Raw genomic sequence first — 18,511 nt, forward strand, 5'->3', positions numbered from 1 at the left:
CCCGCGAGCACGAGCGCCTCTACCCCACCCCCGACCAGCACGACTACGACCTCACGGCCTGAACAGCGATCTTCCCTCCGGGAGAGCTACACCCAACTTGGTCCGTAGCGCTAGCCTGGTTGCTCTTTGTGTAGTGGGCCATTGGGGCGATGCCATCGGTGTATGCCTGAGATTTCACAGCGCACATCCAGGAAGGCCCCGGGGTGCACAAACACAGGGGCCTTCTGATGGAGGTAGCGCTCGGGGGCACTGTCCTCCTTAACCTCGATCTTTCGTGACGGTCCGTCGGTTTGCCCGGCGGGCCGTATCGGCGTTGTGGGCTGGTTGTGGGTAGGCCGGTGGCCCGGCTGTCGCGTCGGGTGGGCGCCGGGTTCCACGGCTCCGGTGGTGTGATCAGGCTTGTTGGGACGGATAACTCTGCTGGTCAGCCGGGGTTCGGGAGTGCGTCGAGTCGCTGGATCGCGGTGGTTATCACGTCGGTCCAGGGCCAGTGGCGGGTGAATCTCAGGTGTCGGCGGCGGGCGGTGGTGACAAGCTGGGCGGCGGCGGAGAACAGCCGGAGCCGGAGCCGGCGGGGTTCCCAGAGGCGGGGTTTTCCGGTCAGGGCGAGCATCTGCAGCCAGGCCAGCAGGTCGAGGGCGAGCTGGACGATCTCCAGCCAGATCTGGTTCTGGGCACTCTCGTGCAGGGGCAGGTTGCGCAGACCGGTGGCGCGGTCGGCCCGGATGCGGTCCTCGGCCCTCGCGCGCTGGCGGTGCCGCAGTTCAAGTGCGGCGATCGGGACGTCGGTGGTGTTGGTGGCGAATGCGGTGAGCCGCAGCCCGGCGGCGTCAGAAACGCAACTGGGCGCCGGGGTGCCGCCGTTCCTTGCGGACGATCAGCCGCATCCCCTCCGGCCAGCCCTTCAGGCAGTCGCCGTCCAGCTCGGCGACCCAGGCGCCGTCGCGGATCTCACCGCCCGGCTCGGTCGCGGGCGCCCAGGCCGGGGCAGGCACCTTCAGCACCGCCTGGTGGACGGAATCGGTGATGGTCATGCCGACCGAGTACGACAGCCCCCGGCCCCGCTTCACGAGCCAGGTCACGAACTCATGCGTCCCGCCGGCGGAGTCGGTACGAATGAGTGTGCTCCGTCCACGCCGGTGACGTTTCGGGAGTTGGGCCAGGGCGAGTCGGGTCACGGTGATGTGATCGATGGCGGTGTTGCTGCCCGCGTTCCCGGGCCGCAGTACGGCCGCTACCGGCTCTCCGGTCCCGCCCCTTCCGTGGTCGACGAACCCCATCAGCGGGTGATGGCCGTAGGTCTTCTTCCAGGTTGCGGCCGCGTCCTGCTTGTCGGAGTGCGCGAGCACGAGCACCCCGTCCAGGTCCACGATCACCTGCCCGCACGCGTCCGGCGCTGATGGACCGGCCAACTTCCAGACATGATCACGCACGTCGGCCCGCGCCGACCGGATCGCGGTCAGAGCCTTCGGCCCGGCCGCGGCGAGTTTGTCGATGAGCCGGGAGACGGTCGGGTCGGAGGCCACCGGGCCGAACACGGCCGGCTCGGCCCGCAGCATGCCCACATCGGCCAGGCAGTCCCCGCCGAGTGCGACCGCCAGGGCCACGTCCAGCAGGACCTTGCCCGGATCATGCACCGCCCGAGGTCGCCGCCACGGCGCGAGTGCCCCCGGTATCGCCCGGTCCAGACCGGATTTGCGGATCGTCTCGACCAGCAGCACCGCACCGGCCTGCGAGACCACCGAACGGCCACCCTCCCCGACGCGGACGCGCGGGTAGGACCCGATACTCTTCTTCACCTGGGAAGTGCCTCCGACGGTGGCAGGAACAAGGACCTCGACAATCCTCATTCTTGCTGGTCAGAGGCACTTTTCGCTTACCTGATCACCTGACGTACACCGCGCTTCATGAAAGCGCGAGGTTAACGATCCTTCCGGCGGGTGCGTCAGGGCAGGCGTGGGAGTGGACCAGCCCTGCTTCGCGGTTCCCACCATGGTGGGTACGTCGGCGCCGCTTCGGGTACCAGCCATCGTGGTGGACTGCAGGATGAAAGAGGATCAGCGAGGGCGTCACTACCTCTTGCTCGGGCGGCATTCGATCGTCATGGGTACTGGGCCAGGGGAGAGCGTGGAGTGAACCTGCGGCCGGATCGTGGATCCTGGCACGGCTCGCAGGCGCCAGCGGCTGGCGATCCTCGCGATCGTGAGGACGGACTCGGCTGTCGCGAAGCCGTCCCCGATGCACTTGCGGTTTCCTGCGGCAAACGGAATCCAGGCATGGGCCGGAATGAGTTTCCGCTGCTCTGGCAGCCATCGGTTGGGGTCGAATCTTTCGGGGGCGGGGAACAGAGTGGCGTCGTGGTGCAAGACGTAGGGGCTGTACAGCACGGTGGACCCGGCGGGCAGGCGGGTTCCACCGAGGTCGACCTCCTCGGTGGTAATCCTGCTGAAGATCCAGCCGGGCGGGTACAGGCGCAGGGTCTCCGCGAAGACCCGCTGAGTGAGTTCGAGCTGCGGCAGGTGCCTGAAGCCAGGTTGTTCCCCGTGCAGCACCTGCTCCGCCTCATCATGGAGTTGTTCATCGATCTCGGGATGCTGGCCGAGGAGATGGAAGCACCAGGCCAGTGCGCTGCCGTTGGTGGCGGCCGACGCAAAGAGGAGGTTCTCTACCTGTCCGCGAATCTCGTCGTCGTCCAGGCGCTCCTGCGTCTTTGCATCACTGGCGTCGAGGATGAGCGACACCAGGCTGTGCTCGTTCGCGTCCGACTGGCGGGCCTGGTGGATGCTGTCCTTGATGAGCTGCCGCAGCCGGACGACGGACAGTTCGAAGCGCCGATTCTTCGGCGTGGGCAACTTCTCCAGGAAGGCCAAGGGCATGAACGCCCGTTCGTATACGCCCTGGAGAAAGACGGGCAGCCAATGCAGCAGTTCGGCTGTCCCTTCTTCGCTGACATGGTTCGCGAACAGGGTGCGGATCGACATGCGTGCGGACAGGGAATGCATGGCGTCGGTGACGTCCACGACGCTTCCTGGCTGCCATGAGGCGGTGAACGAGTCGATCTCCTCGGCCAGCATGGCGGCGTAGTCTTCAATTTTCCGCGGGTGGAACATCGGCTGCAGAAGACGTCGTTGTGACCGGTGGTCCTGCCAGCCGGACGTGACGAGGCCGTTGCCCAGGAGGAGGCGTGGCTTCTCGTAGAGAGCTCCGCCTTTGTCGAAGGTCCGAGGGTTCATCAGTACCTGGTGGACGAGGTCGTGGTTGCAGATCAGGTAGTTCTTCTTCGGGCCGAAGCGGAGTTCGACAATGTCGCCGCAGGCAGACAGCGAGGACATGAACTGCAGGGGGCGCCGGATGAATGGCAGGGCGTGTCCCAGTAGGGGAAGTCCGCCCGGTGCGACAGCCAGCGCAGGACGTGTCGGTGCTGGAACATCGTTCACGATTCACTCTTCGCTGTAGGAGCGGGCGACAAATACGAATCGCCCGGGCCGCGTCTCGCCGACATCGTGGTCGAGGACTGCGTCGGTGGTGCGCGCTCTGGCGAGCGGGGCCTGGGCCGGGCTGGGCGGGATCAGGAGGTCCGCCGGCATCGGCTCCAGGGTCTGTACGACGTCCTTGTGGATGTCGACCTGGAGGCGGCCGCAGCCGGGGCAGTGGACGATCTCCTGTCTGCGCGGACGCAGCCCGAGGGACGGCAGGACGTGATTGCCGGCCGTCTCCTGTTCGACGGGGTGGGTGGAGAGGGAGGCGGGACCGGCCTCCGTGACGCCCAGGCGCGTGCAGAGGGTGTCGCAGCTTCAGGGGCCCGGGCGGAGATTTTGAGTCAACCGTAAATATGGAGGCGTCGCGGGGAGACGGTTTTTCTTTCAGGACGTATAGCGTCCAGCGCTGAAACCCCAGTCATAATTAGCCCGGAAGAAAGTGCGAATTGTGGCTGCCGAGCGCTCAACCGTGGAGCGCTCGGCAGCTGAGAGATTCAGCCCTCGGCACATCTGCGGGACTTTCTGCGTCAGGTCAATGAATTCCGCAATGAGACTGTTCGCCGTCTCGACTACCTCGTCGATGGCATCGGGCTGTGAGCAGTTGCGGCTCCTCATGATGCAGTGGATCAGATTATGATCTCCATCGGCTTCTTCTTTCTCCAGTGAGTAGATGTCGTTCAGCATGTAGATGTGGTCGATAAGTTTCTCCCGCATGGCTTGCATATGGCTGCTGTGCCAGGCCAGGGCTGGAATTTCGAAGTGGCCCACCCGTTCCGCCAGGTCCAGTCCGGGCATGACGGCGATTGTCGTGCGCCGCAGGTTCATCTGGTCAGCTGGGGACAGAATGGTTCCAGTGAGCCGGTTGGACACCTCGGTGAGGTTCCCGTAGAAGTAGCCGGCCCAGTTGTGGGCGGCCCGACTGACCCAGGATGGTGACATTCCGATTACCTCACGCCGCCAGAAGTCGCTGAAGGCAACCACGACGGGCGGGGAATCCTGAGGTACCGGTTTTTGGGGTTGAGCGAGCAGGGCGATCAAGTCCTGGCAGGCGGCCACGGCGTTGTCGAGAGACCGCCCCGGGGGGACGTCGAAGGTGTCGTCGAAAGGGAAGAAGAACCCGCACATGTCATATGCGAGATCGAGGTCTTCTCCGGAGATGTCCGGGTAGAAGTGTGCGGCCGCTGCCTGCGTCTGACTGGCGATGTACCGCTCGGCTTCTTCATCGTTGACCACCAGGCCCACCCGGCGGGCCCAGTCGACATTGCGCGCGAGCGCCTGAGTCATTCCCGGGTTGGCCTGACAATGGAACGGAATGTCGAATTCCATCTTGTGGCGCATGCAGGTCACGTCTCCTCCGTGGGCGTTACGGGTTTCTCATCTCGGTCTTGCGGCAGGTACTCAGCATCCGCCTGTCACGGGAATGGTGAGACCGAGGAGTGCGGCCGACCGGGTCACTGCAGTCCGCCTGGCAGTTCGTGCCTGGGGATTGCCGGCCATTTCCAGGGGTCGGGCCCCAGACCGGCCAGTTTCCTGATGGTGATCAGACTCCAAGGGGAGATTTCTGCTGCTCCCTCGGTGGCGGCTGCCACCAGGTCCGGCCATGACGTCCAGCGGATGGCATCGACTTCGCCCGGATTGGGCTGGAGCGGCGCGGTCAGGAGCACGCGGACCACGGGGCCGACTTCGTTTTCGACGATGCCGTTGTCCATGACCGCGCGGTAGCGCACTGCGTCGAGTACCACGTCCAGGCGCTCGGCCTGCACTCCGAGTTCTGCACGGAGCCTTCGGCCGACCGCTTCATGGAGAGGTTCGCCGGGGGCGGGGTGGCCGCAGCAGCTGTTGGTCCAGATGCCGGGCCAGGTCTTCTTCGTCCGGGCGCGGCGGGTGAGCAGGAAACGGCCCTGAAGGTCGAAGGCGTAGCAGCTGAAGGCGAGGTGGAGGGGGGTGTCGTGGTGGTGGCTGGCGAGTTTGGAAGCCTGCCCGACAGGCTCCCAATTCTCTTTGAGGAGCACGATCATCTCTTCTGACGTGTCTGGCGTCATTCCTAGCCTTTCGGGCTAGTTCCGTTCTGTGGCGGAAGGTGTGTTCCTGCCTGCGCCGGCGCAGTGTCGGGTCATGTGGTTCGGGTGGCTGCGGAGTGGGCGAGCTGGCGCAGCGCTGCGGTGGCGTGCGGGGGGAAGGGCGCGGCGTCCAGGACGTTGAGAGCCTGGGTGAGACGGTCGCTGATCATCTTCTCGACGGCTTCGCGGGCGCCGGTTTCCTCCATGACGGAACGGATCCTGGAAGCGCCGTGCTCGTCGAGTGAAGGGTTGGCGACCAAGGAGCACAGGATGTCGCGCTGGGCCGCAGTGGCGCGCTGTACGGCAAGGGCCAGGAGGACGGTGCGTTTGCCTTCGCGCAGGTCATCGAGATTGGGCTTGCCAGTCCGCTGCGGGATCCCGAAGACGCCGAGGAGGTCGTCCCGCAGCTGGAATGCCTCACCCAGGGGCAGACCGATATCTGTACAAGTGTCCAGGATCGTAGGGGTGGCTCCGGCGATGGCGGCACCGATCTGGAGGGGGCGCTGGACGGTACCGGTGGCGGTCTTGTAGCGGATGACGGCCAGTGCGGTATCGACGTCGTAGTCGGTGTGCTCGGTGCCCAGGAGGTCGCGGTACTGACCGAACATGACTTCCGACAGCATCGTGTCGTAGAACTGCTGCACGGTGGGGCGTTGCTGGGGCGTGAGCTGGGTGGTGTGGAGGAGTTCCCCGGACCAGATGAGGGCGAAGTTGCCGATGAGGAGGGCGGCGTTGTCGCCGAAGCGGTCGGCGTCCCTCAGGCTGGGGTGGCGGCTGGCCAGGGTGCGGTGGACGGCCGGGCGACCGCGGCGTGTGTCAGAGCGGTCCATGAGGTCGTCGTGGACCAGTGCCCAGGCGACGAACATTTCCAGTGCGGCGGCCGCGCGCAGGACAGGGCCCATGTCGCCGTGGCCGCCTGCGGCATGCCAGCCCACGACGCACAGCAGTGGCCGGATGCGCTTGCCTCCGGATGCGAGGAATTCCCGCAGAGTTTCGGTGATCTCTAGGGGGTGCCCCAGGGCAGTGGCCGTGCGGTCTTTACTGTCAAGGAAATCGGTCAGTACCTCTTCGACACGGTCGCGCACACCGGCCAGGTCGATCGGCCCGGCGGAAGTGGCCGGAAGCTGCATGACTGCTTACTCCTCATCCGTGGGAGGGCGTGGCACCGCCCCTACTGGGCAGGGTTCCCGGCCACCGGCGCAGAGCACCGAGGCGGTCGGAACAGCGCAGGCCGGCGCCAGGACAGCGGTCAGAGTAAGAGCCGCGAGGGCGGATGGGCGCAAGAACTTCCCCACAGTGGACATCCCGAGGACTGGCGGCCTTTAGGGCCGCAGACTAGTAACGTTGCGTAAACGTCGCAGCGGCACAGGGGGCACGGCCTTAGTCACGATGACGCCTGGGGAGCAACGGAAACACTCCTGATGCGTGACGGGTGTGAGCGGACTCCTGTAAATCCTGTTGTGCGGCCAGTTCAGGTCGTCGCTGGCGGACAGCTCATCTCCCCGTCCGGAGGGCCGTTCGTGTCGGTTACAAACAGGTGACCCCTCCGGCGGTCTGCTCGGTGCTGCCGACATCGAGCAAACCGCCGGAGGGGTCGTTGAAGAAGTCTGACAGGGTGATCATGGAAATTCTTGAGGCGTACGACGCCACTGGATGCGCGCATTCGGCGGCGCGCCTGGCGGGGGTGGATCCCAAGACCGTCCGCCGATACGCGCAGATGAGGGACGCCGGTCAACCGGTTGACCAGCCGATCCGGTGACCGAAACTCATCGACCCGTTCATGCCGAAGATCGAGGAGTGGGTGGACCGCTCGCAGGGCCTGGTGCGCGCCGACAAGCTGCACGAGCGCCTGGAGTTGCTGGGCTTCACCGGCGACGAGCGCACGACCCGCCGGGCGGTCGCCGGGGCGAAGGAACGCTGGCGGGCCGGCCACCGCCGAACCTACCGACCCTGGATCACCGAGCCCTGGCTCTGGTTGCAGTTCGACTGGGGATACGGCCCGAAAGTGCCTGGTCCGGGCACCGGTGAGCTCAGGCAGACGCTGTTGTTCTGCGCGTGGCTGGCCTGGTCCCGCTTCCGGGTGGTGATCCCGGTCTGGGACCGGACGCTGCCCACGTTGATCTCGTGCATCGACTCGACGCTGCGGGCGATCGGCGGGGCGCCGACCTACGCGCTGACCGACAACGAGAAGACGGTGACGACCGACCGGATCGCCGGGGTCGCGGTCCGCCACAAGCAGATCGTCGCGTCCGGCAAGCACTATGGCATGCAGGTCCACACCTGCGTCCCGTTCGATCCGGAGTCCAAGGGCGGCTCCGAGGCCACCGTCCGCATCGCCAAGGCCGACCTGGTCCCGACGTCGGCGAACCTGCGGCCGGACTACGAGTCCTTCGCCGAACTGCGGGGCGCCTGTGCGCTGTTCTGCCAGCAGGTCAACACCCGCAACCACCTCGAGACCGGGCGACCCCGGCCTCTGCGCTGGACGTCGAACGCAAACGGCTGCACCAACTCCCATCCGCCCCACACACGCTGGCACTCGGCGAGTCCCGCTCGGTCAACACCGGCCAGACCCTGCGGTTCGGGTCGGTGCGCTACTCGACGCCGCCCGGCCTGGTCGGCCAGGAAGCCTGGGCCCTGCCCCGGTGACACTGGCTACGGAGCAACGGGGCGGACGTGGATGCCGGGGCGCGATCTGAGCGAATGGCACAGTGACGCCAAGAGCCGCCGAGGTTCGATTGAAGATCGTAAAGGCTGGTCGGCTGGTCGGACCGCCGGCCACCACCGGGCCGGAGTACGTGGGCCGTCTCGCCGTCGATCCGCACTGGACCGTAGGGGGCCTGCTATCCGGCGGTGAAGGCCCGTCGCACGTCGGCGCCGAGGACGGCCAGGTCGCTGGGGCGGGTGGTGTCGACCCTGTTGACGGGCCCGACCTCCAGCGGTCTGTCGTACTCGGCCAGGACATGCTCGGGCAGGCTGCGGATGTGGACGGGGTGGTGGCCGGAATCTGCGGCCCGTGCCGTGAACCGCCGGGCCGCCTCCGGGAGCGGGCAGTGGCAGTAGACCTCGACCACGTCTGCGGCCAGGGCGGCGAGGCGGGGCCGGGTCTCGGGATGGCGCGGAAGGAAGTTGGCCTCGATCACCGCAGCCGGGCAGCGCGCGGCCAACGCCCAGATGAGTTCCATCGTCGCGGCGCCGAGCCGGCCCGACGCCGCGAGCGCGGCCCCGTCCAGCGAGCCCAGGCAGTCGTGGAGAGTCTCCTTGATGTGGTCCTTGGACAGCAGCGGAAAGCCAAGTTCCAACGCCAGCGGTCCTGCCAGGGTGCTCTTCCCCGCTGCGGGGGCTCCGGTCACCATCACAATCCGACGCTTCACGTTGTCGATCATGCCAGGCCCCGCCCTCTCCCGCCGCAGAAACCGCGTGGCGGTGTGGTGGGGGTTGTGAACTGCGGCAGTAAGGGGCCATGGGGTGATCTTGGTCTCGCAATGCCGGTGGTCGCCGACTGGTGAAGAGGCGGTCTTCCAACCCTGCACTATTCGGCTACTGGTGAGGGTTCGGACACCGTCTCGGCGGGAACGGAAAGGGCTGCAACAGAGGATCTTGAACTGAGGAGAACAACGTGGCCTGGACGTGGCGATTCGCGAGTGCGGACGGAACGGAGATCACCCCGGCGGGTGTGCCGGAGGCGTTCACCTCGCAAGAGGATGCCGAGTCGTGGATCAATGATGCGCGGGATGCCCTACTCGGAGAGGGTATTGATCTGGCGAAGCTGAGTGAAGACGGCGCCGAGCTCTACGCGGTGACCCTGTCCCCGAGCCGCGACTCTTAGGGCCTGACCAAAATGCCCGCAAATGGGGCCATGAGGTGATCTCGGAGGCGTGAAGGCTGCTCAGGTGCTGTGCGACATCCGTGACCGCCTGCGGCCCTCGCCACGGTCGGATCACGCGAGCGCGCTCGGGAGGATCGTCGTACCGTCCGGTCGTCCTGCTTTCTAGGGCGCGGTGCGGCGTGGGGGGGCGGGGACCCCGTCGACGTTAGCCTCGGCGGCATGACGAACCCGCTCAAGACGCACCTCGGGCACTTGCACACGCATGGCCCCGATTGTGGGCATCCGCAGGTCGAGCACCAGGATCACGTGGACTACTCGCACGACGGCCACCTGCACCGGGAGCACCTCGGCGTCTGGGGGGAGTGCGAGCCTGTCGGGCACACCATGCACGACGGTCACGAGCACCAGCACGGCGATGGCTGCGGGCACCAGGCGGTGCCGCACGGCGACCACGTGGACTACGCACACGATGGCCACCGGCACGCTCAGCACGGCGACCACTACGACGATCACTGACGAGGCCAGTCGGATGCGGTCTGAAGTGGGCACAGGCGAAACGGCCACCTGCGCGACACTTGCGCCATCAGCACAACTCTGGAGCTGATACCGCGTCAGCGCGTCATGATGCCTGGCCGGGAGGACGTCAACCGATGGGATGGTTTTCCCGTAGTGCGGCGTGTGCGGACGAGGGCCGGGTGGGCGGAGCAGGCTGAATGGGTTCCTCGGCCCCATCCCCACGCCGACACAACGAGGAGTTCCCATGCGTGTTCCCCGCATCGCCGCCGCGGCGGCCCTGGCCGCGGTCACCGTCCTGACGGGCGCCGGCGTCGCCGTAGCGGCCTCCCCCTCCACCGCCGCCGGTTCGGACCCGGGCCAGGCCAAGGTCAACGACCGTCAGTCGGCGTTCGAGGAGCCGGAACCGAGGAGCGATCACGAGGACGCGGTCGACATGGTGGCCATCTATGCAAGGTAGTGCTTGACCGACAGCAGGATCTTGTGGATCTCCCACGTCACCCCGGCCACCCGCCGCTCAGCCGGCCACCGGGAGGCGACCCACCGGGAGGTTTTCACGATCGATGCTGACGGGCCCACATCCTCGGCGAAGATGCGCAGTGACTCCTCGACCCACTGAGCATTTTCACCTCGGCCACCGATCGGGTGATGCCGGTGGTCGGGGGTTGGGGGCAGAACGCATGGGGCTCCGCGGCAGTTGAGGGAGGTATCTGACATCTCATCTCGCGCGCCGGGGAGCCCCGTTGGTTACGTATCCTGCGGCACTGGACCTGCCTCACGCACTGGTGGAGACGGTCACGATGCTCATCGTCCTCCGTGCGGGTGACCGTCGGTGCAAGCTCCGTCCGTCGGGGCGTGCGATGGTCGCACTGGTGTATCTGCGTCACCACCTCACCCTGGCCCAGATCGCCGCGGGGTTCCGGATCAGCGTCGGCACCGCGCACGCCTACGTCCGCCAAGTCGTCGCTCTTCTCGCACGCCGAGCCCCCGGGCTGACGGCCGCCCTGCGTGGCAGGCCGGACACCGCGAAGCCGGCATACGTCCGGGTCGACGGCACCCTCGCCGAGTGCGACCGGGTCGGCGACGGCCGGGCCGGCTACTCCTGGAAGCATCGCCGCCATGGAGTGAACCTGCAGGTCATCACCGATCCGACGGGGAAGATTCTGTGGGGCTCACGCGCCCTCCCGGGCCGGCCCCATGACCTTACGGCCGCCCGCCGGCACCGCGTCATCACCACCTGCATCCGCCTCGGGACACCCGTCCTCGCCGACCTCGGCTACGTCGGAGCCGGCGGAACGTTCGCGGTTCCCCGCCGACGGCCGCCCCGCCAAGAACTCACCATCACCCAGCGATCGCTTAACCGGGCTAACGCCAGACTCCGCTACCCCGTCGAACGCGGCATCGCACGACTCAAGACCTGGAAGTTTTTCCGCCGAGCCCGCTGCAGCCCAAACTGGCTCACTCAGGCAGCCCGAGCCGGGTCTGTCAAACGAGCGGCTCTGGCTCACATCCGGTGGTGACGTACGGCAACGATATTCACGCACAGCGATGTACCCAGTTCGGCTCGCCGTTCAGGGACCTGCGGCTCCGGTTGTGTGGTGAGGAGAGGCAGCCGGCCCGGAGAGGCAGCCGACCCGGATGGACGTGCGCCAGCTTGACCAGCGCATTCCTCGATGACTCTCCGTCACCACCGAATGTGAGACAGAGCCGTTGACCGGACAGACCCCGCCGCCTCGACGAACTCGCGCCCCCTTGTCGGTGATCGAGGCGAGGTGCCGCGGCAGTCGTTCGGGGACGAGACCACCGTTTGCCTGACGGTCCGGTCAGGCGTTGCCGGAGATGATGTTGGCCATGGCGCGCTCGGCCAGGGCGGCGATGCTCAGGGAGGGGTTGGCGCCGGCGGCGTTGCCTGGCAGGAGGGAGCCGTCGATGACGTAGAGGCCCTTCATACCGTGGACGCGGCCTTCGAGGTCGGTGGTGGTGCCGATGACGCATCCCCCGACGGGGTGGGCGGTGAGGGTGGGGATCTGCACGCCGACGGGGAGCATGAGGGGGTTGGAGCTGATGACGCGCTGGTTGTGGTCGGCGGCGGCCCGTGCCGCTGCCGCGGACTTGGAGGCGTTCCAGTCGAGGGCGACTGTTCGCGTGGCGGGGTCGTAACGGAAGGCACCGCGGTGGTCGGTGTCCACGGTCATCGAGATGGTGACCACGGCCGGGACGCCGTGGTAAGCGGCCAGCATGTAGCTCTCGGCGAGCAGGGGCAGGCCGAAAGCGCGGTCGAAGAGGGCGGCGGAGGCCATCGGGGCGCCCTGGGCTCCGCCGTGGAAGTGCAGGGGGGCGGAGCGGATGGAGACCTGGTCGCCGTTGTCGCCGAACCCCTGGCCGACGCTGGCGGGGAGGTCGGGGAGTTCGCCGCGTTCGCGGGCGGCGACCAGGAGCCGGTTGGTGTTGAGGGTGCCGGCGGCCATGAACAGCATGTCGCAGCTGTACTCGGCCGTGTCCACGATCGTGCCGCCGGCATCCAGGGTGCGCACCTCCAGGAGGAAGCCGCCGCCGCGGCGCCGGTGGATGGAGCGCACCTCGTGCAGGGGCCGCAGTTGTACGTGGCCCGAGGCGAGGGCGGCGGGCAGGTAGGAGCGGGTCAGGGATTTCTTGGCGCCGTTGCCGCACCCGAAGTCGGAGTTCCCGATCGTGGCGCAGAGCGGGGCGCGGCCGGCGAGTTCGGCGCGGATCACCTCCCAGTCGAAGGTGGAGTCCAGCGCGAACGTGCGGGCCCGGGCGCGGCGTTCTTGTTCGTCCCACAGTCGTGAGTGGGTGAACGGGGTGGACCGGTAGACGTCGGCGGGCATGGGTGAGGAGCCGAGCATGTTCCGTACCTTGGGGAACCAGGTCTCCTCGAACTCCCGGTAGGCGAGCGCGGCGGGGTAGAGGCGCTCGAAGTAGCGGCGCTGGGGGGCGATGGTGACGCCGCTGTAGACGAGGGAGCCGCCGCCCACCCCCGCCCCGCACAAGATGTCGATGTCCCTCTCCTGGGAAACCTCCAGCACCCCGGGCCCGGGCCGCACCGGGGTGGGCAGCAGCAGCGGATACCTCGTCGTGGGGCGGTTCCAGAACATGGTGTCGGTGACTCCGTTGACGGAGCCGAAGACCTGCTTGTCCGGAGCGGTGGGCCACTCCCGGCCTCGCTCAAGGACCAGGGTGTCCACTCCCGCCTGACCGAGCCGCAGTGCCGCCACCGATCCGCCGAACCCGGAGCCGACGACGATGGCGGTGAAACGGGTCCGCGAGGAGGCCGCGTCCGCTTGAGCACGGCCGCCCAGCACGGCCGTGCCGATGCCGGCCAGGCCTGCCCTGACGGCGAGGGCGAGAACATCACGACGGCTGAACCGGGACATCAGGACTCCTGCGGGGTAGGGCCGAACGACTCCACGGACCGGGCATGCCACCGGCCAGAGCGTCCGGTCTTCCTCCCGTGAACGTCGGCAGGCCACAGAAGTCACCCGCCACCAGTTGGCATTCACCCCAGTTTGGTCCAGTTGGTTCACTTGCCTGCCATCGATGGCACCCCAGCTCTCACCACCCGGAGGGCACGGTGGGACCGTACGCGACCGCTTGCGTACGCCAGTGACCGCGCCCGGACGGCCTGGACGCAGGAGTCGCAACGGGCATCCTGCGCGACGCGGACGACACGATCTTCGGAGGAGACCTTGTCCGCGCCCTCGAAGACAACGCCTGCTACATCCTGCGCCACGCCGCCCGGCCGATCCCGCCCTCACTCCGGCACCGGGTCGACGCCCTCGCCGGCGGCGAAACGGGCCCCGAGCAGCCGCCTTGAGCGCGCACCTTTCGCGGTCGAGGCCATCAGCCAGTGGTGCACGGCGGAACTCGTCTGCCACCGGAAGTGCCAGCGGCGTGGAAGCGGTCAGGGTGGGATCGGCCACCTGACGACAGCGACCGCATCCGGACCGGAACAGACACCGGCTCCTCAACCGGCTCCGGTGAAGTCCCCTCAGCCGAAGTTGTTCACGTTCTCGATGACGGACTTGCCGTAGTCCTTGTTGAAGTAGTTGGCGCTCGCGCCACTGGGGAGTTGCTGATCGTCGGCAATGTCCGCTGCCAAGGCTGCGGAGGCAAACACGCCGATGAGCACGGTGGTGGTGATGACGACACTGACGGTGCGAAGCAAGACGAACCCCTTGAGTGGTGGGTAAATGGACATCTGCCCATCACCCTCGACCACCACGGAACCCTGCCAGCCCCACCTGCACCCGGATGGACCCCTCACACCCCCCAAACGGCGTCCCGCTTGGACTAAGGCTGAGAACTCCCTGACGGCGGTTAGATCGAGAAGCACGAGACGGTGATCGGCCCGATCGCGAAGCACGCCCGCACTTACCGCGAACTGCGGGTGCCGGTGGTCCAGGACGGCAAGGGGCGACCTGATCTGGATGCCAACGGCATATTTGCGTCGTGCCGAGGCATTCGGCGGCTTGGTTCATCCTTTCGCATCATGTCGCTTCGGTGACAGTCACTGCGAGTGGGTCCCTGGATGTTGGGCTATTGACGCCGTTCGGCGTCAGACTTCGACCTTTGGGAGCAGCTCAACCATGTTCGTGAACCGCACCAACACCGTCGTTCCCCTTGCTGCGGCACTGGGCATCGCGGCGACCGCCGTAGTGTTCGTGGTGCCTGCGGTGGCGGCCACCCGCGAGATCCCCGCCGACGGCACCTTCGTGATCGCCGCGGAGGTGCCCGGAGCAGGCACTCAGTGTGCGGCCCGGAAGGTCAACGCCCTCACGCTCCACTTCGCCCCCTGCAACCCCAGGGATACCAATCAGCTTTGGGTCCGAGGCCGCACCGACAGCGCCGGGTATTCCATGGTCATGGGTGTCGACCGCCGGTGTATCTCCCCCTCGTTCTACACCGTCCTGCCAGCCGTGTCTTGCCAGAAGATCGAGAAGGGCACCAATACCGAGGGCTACTGGAGGCAGACCGACGACGGTAAGGTCGTCAACCACGGTCCCACCCCGTCCCGCCTGTCTTACTGGGGTGTCAGGGGCAGTGGGAGCACCGCAAGCCTCTCCACGAATTCCAGCCAGGGCAACGCGCGCAGCGTCGAGCTGATTTGGGTAAAGGTCGTCTGACCATCCGCCGACAGCCACCATCCGCGACGGACCGGCTCCACGGCCTGCTGACCCAGATCCATCCGTCGCTGGAGCGGGTGCTGGGGCCGCGGTTGCAGCACCCGGCCGTCTTCACGTTGCTGGAACGGTTCGGCTCACCGGCTCAAATTCGCAAAGCTGGCAGGCGCCGCCTGGTGACGCTGTTACGGCCAAAGGCCCCGAGGATGGCCGAGCGGCTGGTCGAGGAAATCTTCACCGCCCTGGACGAGCAGACCGTCACCGTTCCGGGCACCGAGGCGGCCGCGCTGATCGTCCCGAGCCTGGCCCAATCTCTGACCGCCGTCCTTGACCAGCGCAAACTCCTGGCCGGGCGGATCGAGGAGCTCCTGGAGGCTCACCCTCTTTCGAAGGTCCTGAGGTCGATGCCGGGAGTCGGCGTCAGGACCGGAGCACGGATCCTGATCGAGGTCGGTGACGGCAGCACGTTCCCGACCGCCGGCCACCTCGCCGCCTACGCCGGTCTCGCGCCCGCGATCCGCAGTTCCGGGTCGTCGATCCGAGGCGAACAGCCCTACCGTAGGGGAAACAAGCAGCTCAAGAGGGTCTTCTTCCTCTCCGCGTTCGCGGCCCTGGGCGACCCGGCATCCCGGACCCACTACGACCAGAAGATCACCCAAGGGAAGCACCACACTCAGGCTCTGCTCTGCCTCGCCCGGCGCCGGGCCGACGTCCTCTTCGGCATGCTCCGCGACGGAACCTTCTACGAGCCACAGCCTGTTCGGGCCGCCGTTCCACAGACCTAGACCATGGTCGGGAGGTGGTCCGTGGGCCCGTAATCGATCTTCCAGTCGGTATAGACCCCCACGGCGCCATCCCTCCGGCACCGCAGCCCAACCGTCACCCAGCGGACCAACCCGTCGTCGGCAAGGGAGAACGCGACTGCCACCTCGAACTCCCGGCTTCCGCACGGGCAGCCGGCCTCGCCAGGATCCGCGTCCTCCCAAAACTCCTCACTATCCGCAATGAACGCGTGGACGCCGCAACCAACACACATGCGTTCGGCTCCGCCCTCGACACCGTCGAAGAGCACGAGGAACACACGCCCGCCACAACCGCCACAGACGGAAGAAACGATCCTCACCGGACGGCTGTCCTCTGCTCTCCGGAGAAGCACCGCGAGGTCCGCAGAGACACCCTCGCCAACCTGATCATCAGCATGCACAGGCACATCGTTCCAGACGCCCGAACCAGCACCCCTCCACCTTGACCAAACAGATAGTCGCCCCCACGACTCACGACAACCCCAGCCGTCGGCCTGTCAACGGCCGGGGTCCTTCGCCTTTCTCACAATGGTCCGCTCGGCTGCGGCAAGACCATGGTCAAGAATTCCGCGTCGCGTTCCGCTCAAGTCCCGCGGCACCACACCGGAAGTATCGCCCCGGTGGACTCCCATGTGCCACCGGGACCTTCCCACGTCGGCAACCAGGCCGAGCTGCCGACTTCGGCCGCCATCCGGCAGACCACAGTCACCCTGGTCTGTTGCCGACCTCGAAGACTGGCCTCGCTCGTGTGTCCATCACTGTCAGTCGTGCCGTCGAAGCGCCAATCGACCTATCCCACTTCGGGGTGAACCGCTCAGCCAGCACTTCTCGGTGCACCCTGTCTCATTCCGCTGCGTAGACGCGATCCCATCGCGATCCTTGAGGGGCCCGGCCGCCCCGAGTTTCCAGAGAGCCAACGTCTCATGAGACATACAGATCGCAGAGAAATCCCTACGCCAGCAGATCTGTCCCCCCGAGCTGCAGGCCCGCGCCCAGCAGACCTCCACATGGCTCGTCACCGGCAGCCGCCCCTTCGCCGCCCTCACCGCGGGCGCCCTCGCCGCCGCCACCAACGTGTGGACGGTCCTGCTGGCCGGGGCGGTCGTGCTCGCCGTGCCCGCGCTCGTCCTGTGGCGCTCGCCGGTCTCCCGCCTCACCACCATGCCAGTCCCCGCGTCCACCGCGCCCGCCGGCGCCAATCGCCCCTGACCTTGAGGAGTCTGACCATGACGATCCTGTCCACCGAACCGCGCGGCACCGCAGCCCTTCTCGTGAACACTGCCGGCCAGTACCTCCTGCATCTCAGGGATGCCAACAAGGTCATCTGCGACCCGGGAACGTGGTCCATCCCGGGCGGTGACCGCGAGGGCGAGGAAACCTGCCACCAGGCCGTCGAACGCGAGCTGCTCGAGGAGACCGGCCTGAACGTCCCGCTCGAGCCCCTCACCATCGTCGACGCACACGGGCCGACCGGCGACAAGGGCCAGATCCAGGTGTACGTCGGGTCCTGGGACGGCGACGACAGCACGCTGCCGTGCCCCGAAGGAATCATGTTCAAGTTCTTCGACGCCAAGACCATGGCCTTCCTGACCATGTGCCCGTGGACGGCCGACGTCATCGCCCTGCACCAGAAGACCGCCCCTGTCCCGGGCCCCCGGTCCGCGAGCGCGCGCGCACGGGCAGGGAGGAGCGGGACCCGGCTCAACGTGATCGGCGTCCACCTCTACCTCGAACGCGCGGACGGCCAGATCCTCCTCGGCCGGCGCCACCCGGATGTCGCCTTCGCCGGCGACCACTTCCACTTCCTGGCCGGCCACCTGGAGACCGAGGGCGCCAAGGCCGGTCTGATCCGGGAGGCCGAGGAGGAAGCCGGCCTCATCATCGCCCCCGAGGATCTTGAGCTGATCCACACGGTGCACATGCTCGACGCGGGCGAAAACACCGATCGGCAGCCCCGGCTCGGACTCATTTTCCGTGCCCACGTCTGGTCCGGCACGCCCGAGGTGCGCGAGCCGGACAAGTGCGTGGAGTGGATCTGGGCCGACCCGGCCCGGCTTCCCAAGCCGATGGTCACCTATACGCAGGTCGCGATCGAGGCGATCGGCCGCGGTGAGACGTACACCGAACTCGGATGGACATGACCCCAGATCTGCCGCACCGCCTTGTCCCGTCCCCGGATGCCGAGGAGACCTCCCCATGCCTGAACACCCGCTTGCCGACGGCCTCACCGCAGCTGTGCCCCGCCAGTTCCCCGCGCCCGGCCCGGATCCGGCGGCCGCCCGGGCCGCGATGGTCGCACGCCTCGAAGAGGAGGGCGCCCTACACCCGGGGCCTGTGCGGGATGTCCTGCTGGAACTCGCCCGGGAGGTCCTCATGCGTCAGGGCTACGTCCGGCGTACCGAGGTTGACGAGGTTCCCGTGCAGTGGGAGCTGCTGGACTGGTCGGTGCCCGCCGACCGGGCCGAGTTCCTCGACGTGCTGTATTGCGGGGAGAGCGTCCTTATCCAGCACGACGGCGACCCCATCCTCGGGCGAGCAGCCGGCACGCGGCGGACGGGCGGCACGATGACGTCGCTGTCCAGTGCCCGGTTTCCGCAGTCTCCGCCGTACGGACGTAACGCTGACGCGCGCCGTCCGAACCGAACCACTCCCGCCAGACCGCGATCAGCGTGTTCCGGGACGGCACGTC

At 67.2% G+C, this 18,511-nt stretch carries 14 protein-coding genes and 4 pseudogenes; 9 read left to right on the forward strand and 9 right to left on the reverse strand.

Annotated elements, in window-relative coordinates; translation table 11 throughout:
• Nucleotides 1-424 precede the first annotated feature (424 nt).
• From ACIBEA_RS42535 to ACIBEA_RS42555, 5 genes and pseudogenes are all read right to left on the reverse strand, one after another.
• A pseudogene (locus ACIBEA_RS42535) lies at nucleotides 425-1,799 on the reverse strand (IS1380 family transposase).
• Between the two features lie 273 nt (nucleotides 1,800-2,072).
• Complete coding sequence (locus ACIBEA_RS42540) at nucleotides 2,073-3,437, reverse strand: cytochrome P450 (RefSeq protein WP_399269581.1); 1,365 nt, start codon at nucleotides 3,435-3,437, stop codon at nucleotides 2,073-2,075.
• Nucleotides 3,438-3,863: 426 nt separating this feature from the next.
• On the reverse strand, nucleotides 3,864-4,817 hold the full coding sequence (locus tag ACIBEA_RS42545) for a hypothetical protein (RefSeq protein WP_399269583.1): 954 nt from the start codon (nucleotides 4,815-4,817) through the stop codon (nucleotides 3,864-3,866).
• Between the two features lie 113 nt (nucleotides 4,818-4,930).
• A complete protein-coding gene (idi, locus tag ACIBEA_RS42550; RefSeq protein WP_399269585.1) occupies nucleotides 4,931-5,497 on the reverse strand; it encodes an isopentenyl-diphosphate Delta-isomerase in 567 nt (188 codons plus the stop codon).
• Between the two features lie 95 nt (nucleotides 5,498-5,592).
• A complete protein-coding gene (locus ACIBEA_RS42555; RefSeq protein WP_399269587.1) occupies nucleotides 5,593-6,669 on the reverse strand; it encodes a polyprenyl synthetase family protein in 1,077 nt (358 codons plus the stop codon).
• Nucleotides 6,670-7,160: 491 nt separating this feature from the next.
• On the opposite strand from ACIBEA_RS42555, the pseudogene istA reads away from it, so the two are divergent.
• Nucleotides 7,161-8,173 (forward strand): annotated as a pseudogene (gene istA / locus ACIBEA_RS42560) (IS21 family transposase); the annotation flags it as partial.
• Between the two features lie 206 nt (nucleotides 8,174-8,379).
• Here the strand turns inward: istA and ACIBEA_RS42565 are convergent.
• Nucleotides 8,380-8,910, reverse strand: a complete 531-nt coding sequence (locus tag ACIBEA_RS42565; protein ID WP_399269589.1) for an AAA family ATPase — start codon at nucleotides 8,908-8,910, stop codon at nucleotides 8,380-8,382.
• A gap of 245 nt (nucleotides 8,911-9,155) precedes the next feature.
• On the opposite strand from ACIBEA_RS42565, the gene ACIBEA_RS42570 reads away from it, so the two are divergent.
• The 4 genes from ACIBEA_RS42570 to ACIBEA_RS42585 all read left to right on the forward strand — a co-directional run bounded on the left by ACIBEA_RS42570 (nucleotide 9,156) and on the right by ACIBEA_RS42585 (nucleotide 11,398).
• On the forward strand, nucleotides 9,156-9,365 hold the full coding sequence (locus ACIBEA_RS42570) for a hypothetical protein (protein WP_399269591.1): 210 nt from the start codon (nucleotides 9,156-9,158) through the stop codon (nucleotides 9,363-9,365).
• A gap of 219 nt (nucleotides 9,366-9,584) precedes the next feature.
• On the forward strand, nucleotides 9,585-9,881 hold the full coding sequence (locus tag ACIBEA_RS42575) for a hypothetical protein (RefSeq protein WP_399269593.1): 297 nt from the start codon (nucleotides 9,585-9,587) through the stop codon (nucleotides 9,879-9,881).
• A 244-nt stretch (nucleotides 9,882-10,125) separates the two neighbouring features.
• Entirely contained in the window at nucleotides 10,126-10,338 is a 213-nt protein-coding gene (locus ACIBEA_RS42580; RefSeq protein WP_399269595.1) for a hypothetical protein, read from the forward strand.
• A 283-nt stretch (nucleotides 10,339-10,621) separates the two neighbouring features.
• The gene (locus tag ACIBEA_RS42585) at nucleotides 10,622-11,398 is read left to right on the forward strand and encodes a transposase family protein (RefSeq protein WP_399269597.1); all 777 of its coding nucleotides are present in this window, start codon (nucleotides 10,622-10,624) and stop codon (nucleotides 11,396-11,398) included.
• Between the two features lie 303 nt (nucleotides 11,399-11,701).
• Here the strand turns inward: ACIBEA_RS42585 and ACIBEA_RS42590 are convergent, their stop codons facing one another.
• Nucleotides 11,702-13,273, reverse strand: coding sequence for a GMC oxidoreductase (locus ACIBEA_RS42590; RefSeq protein ID WP_399269599.1), 1,572 nt, complete (start codon nucleotides 13,271-13,273; stop codon nucleotides 11,702-11,704).
• A gap of 614 nt (nucleotides 13,274-13,887) precedes the next feature.
• Entirely contained in the window at nucleotides 13,888-14,118 is a 231-nt protein-coding gene (locus ACIBEA_RS42595) for a hypothetical protein (protein WP_399269600.1), read from the reverse strand.
• Between the two features lie 373 nt (nucleotides 14,119-14,491).
• Here ACIBEA_RS42595 and ACIBEA_RS42600 point away from each other — a divergent pair, with 373 nt between their 5' ends.
• Together ACIBEA_RS42600 and ACIBEA_RS42605 are read left to right on the forward strand one after the other, a co-directional pair.
• Nucleotides 14,492-15,022 (forward strand): hypothetical protein, encoded by a 531-nt coding sequence (locus ACIBEA_RS42600; RefSeq protein WP_399269602.1) that lies wholly within the window; start codon nucleotides 14,492-14,494, stop codon nucleotides 15,020-15,022.
• Between the two features lie 26 nt (nucleotides 15,023-15,048).
• Nucleotides 15,049-15,804, forward strand: a pseudogene (locus tag ACIBEA_RS42605) (transposase); the annotation flags it as partial.
• On the opposite strand, the gene ACIBEA_RS42610 reads toward ACIBEA_RS42605, so the two are convergent.
• Nucleotides 15,801-16,223, reverse strand: a complete 423-nt coding sequence (locus ACIBEA_RS42610; RefSeq protein WP_399269604.1) for a hypothetical protein — start codon at nucleotides 16,221-16,223, stop codon at nucleotides 15,801-15,803. The pseudogene ACIBEA_RS42605 and the gene ACIBEA_RS42610 overlap by 4 nt on opposite strands.
• 825 nt (nucleotides 16,224-17,048) lie before the next feature.
• Between ACIBEA_RS42610 and ACIBEA_RS42615 the strand changes: the two genes are divergently transcribed.
• Nucleotides 17,049-17,963 carry an NUDIX domain-containing protein gene (locus ACIBEA_RS42615; RefSeq protein WP_399269606.1) on the forward strand — a complete coding sequence of 305 codons (915 nt, stop codon included), beginning with the start codon at nucleotides 17,049-17,051 and terminating at the stop codon, nucleotides 17,961-17,963.
• A 55-nt stretch (nucleotides 17,964-18,018) separates the two neighbouring features.
• Nucleotides 18,019-18,511: pseudogene (locus tag ACIBEA_RS42620) on the forward strand (hypothetical protein); the annotation flags it as partial.

It is taken from the genome of Streptomyces sp. NPDC051555, from assembly GCF_044454405.1.
Lineage (GTDB): Bacteria > Actinomycetota > Actinomycetes > Streptomycetales > Streptomycetaceae > Streptomyces.

Coding starts and splice junctions, on each gene's coding strand:
- ACIBEA_RS42545 (WP_399269583.1), bottom strand. CDS start 4,817: ATGCGCCACAAGATGGAATTCGACATTCCGTTCCATTGTCAGGCCAAC.
- idi (WP_399269585.1), bottom strand. CDS start 5,497: ATGATCGTGCTCCTCAAAGAGAATTGGGAGCCTGTCGGGCAGGCTTCC.
- ACIBEA_RS42555 (WP_399269587.1), bottom strand. CDS start 6,669: ATGCAGCTTCCGGCCACTTCCGCCGGGCCGATCGACCTGGCCGGTGTG.
- ACIBEA_RS42575 (WP_399269593.1), top strand. CDS start 9,585: ATGACGAACCCGCTCAAGACGCACCTCGGGCACTTGCACACGCATGGC.
- ACIBEA_RS42580 (WP_399269595.1), top strand. CDS start 10,126: ATGCGTGTTCCCCGCATCGCCGCCGCGGCGGCCCTGGCCGCGGTCACC.
- ACIBEA_RS42590 (WP_399269599.1), bottom strand. CDS start 13,273: ATGTCCCGGTTCAGCCGTCGTGATGTTCTCGCCCTCGCCGTCAGGGCA.
- ACIBEA_RS42615 (WP_399269606.1), top strand. CDS start 17,049: ATGACGATCCTGTCCACCGAACCGCGCGGCACCGCAGCCCTTCTCGTG.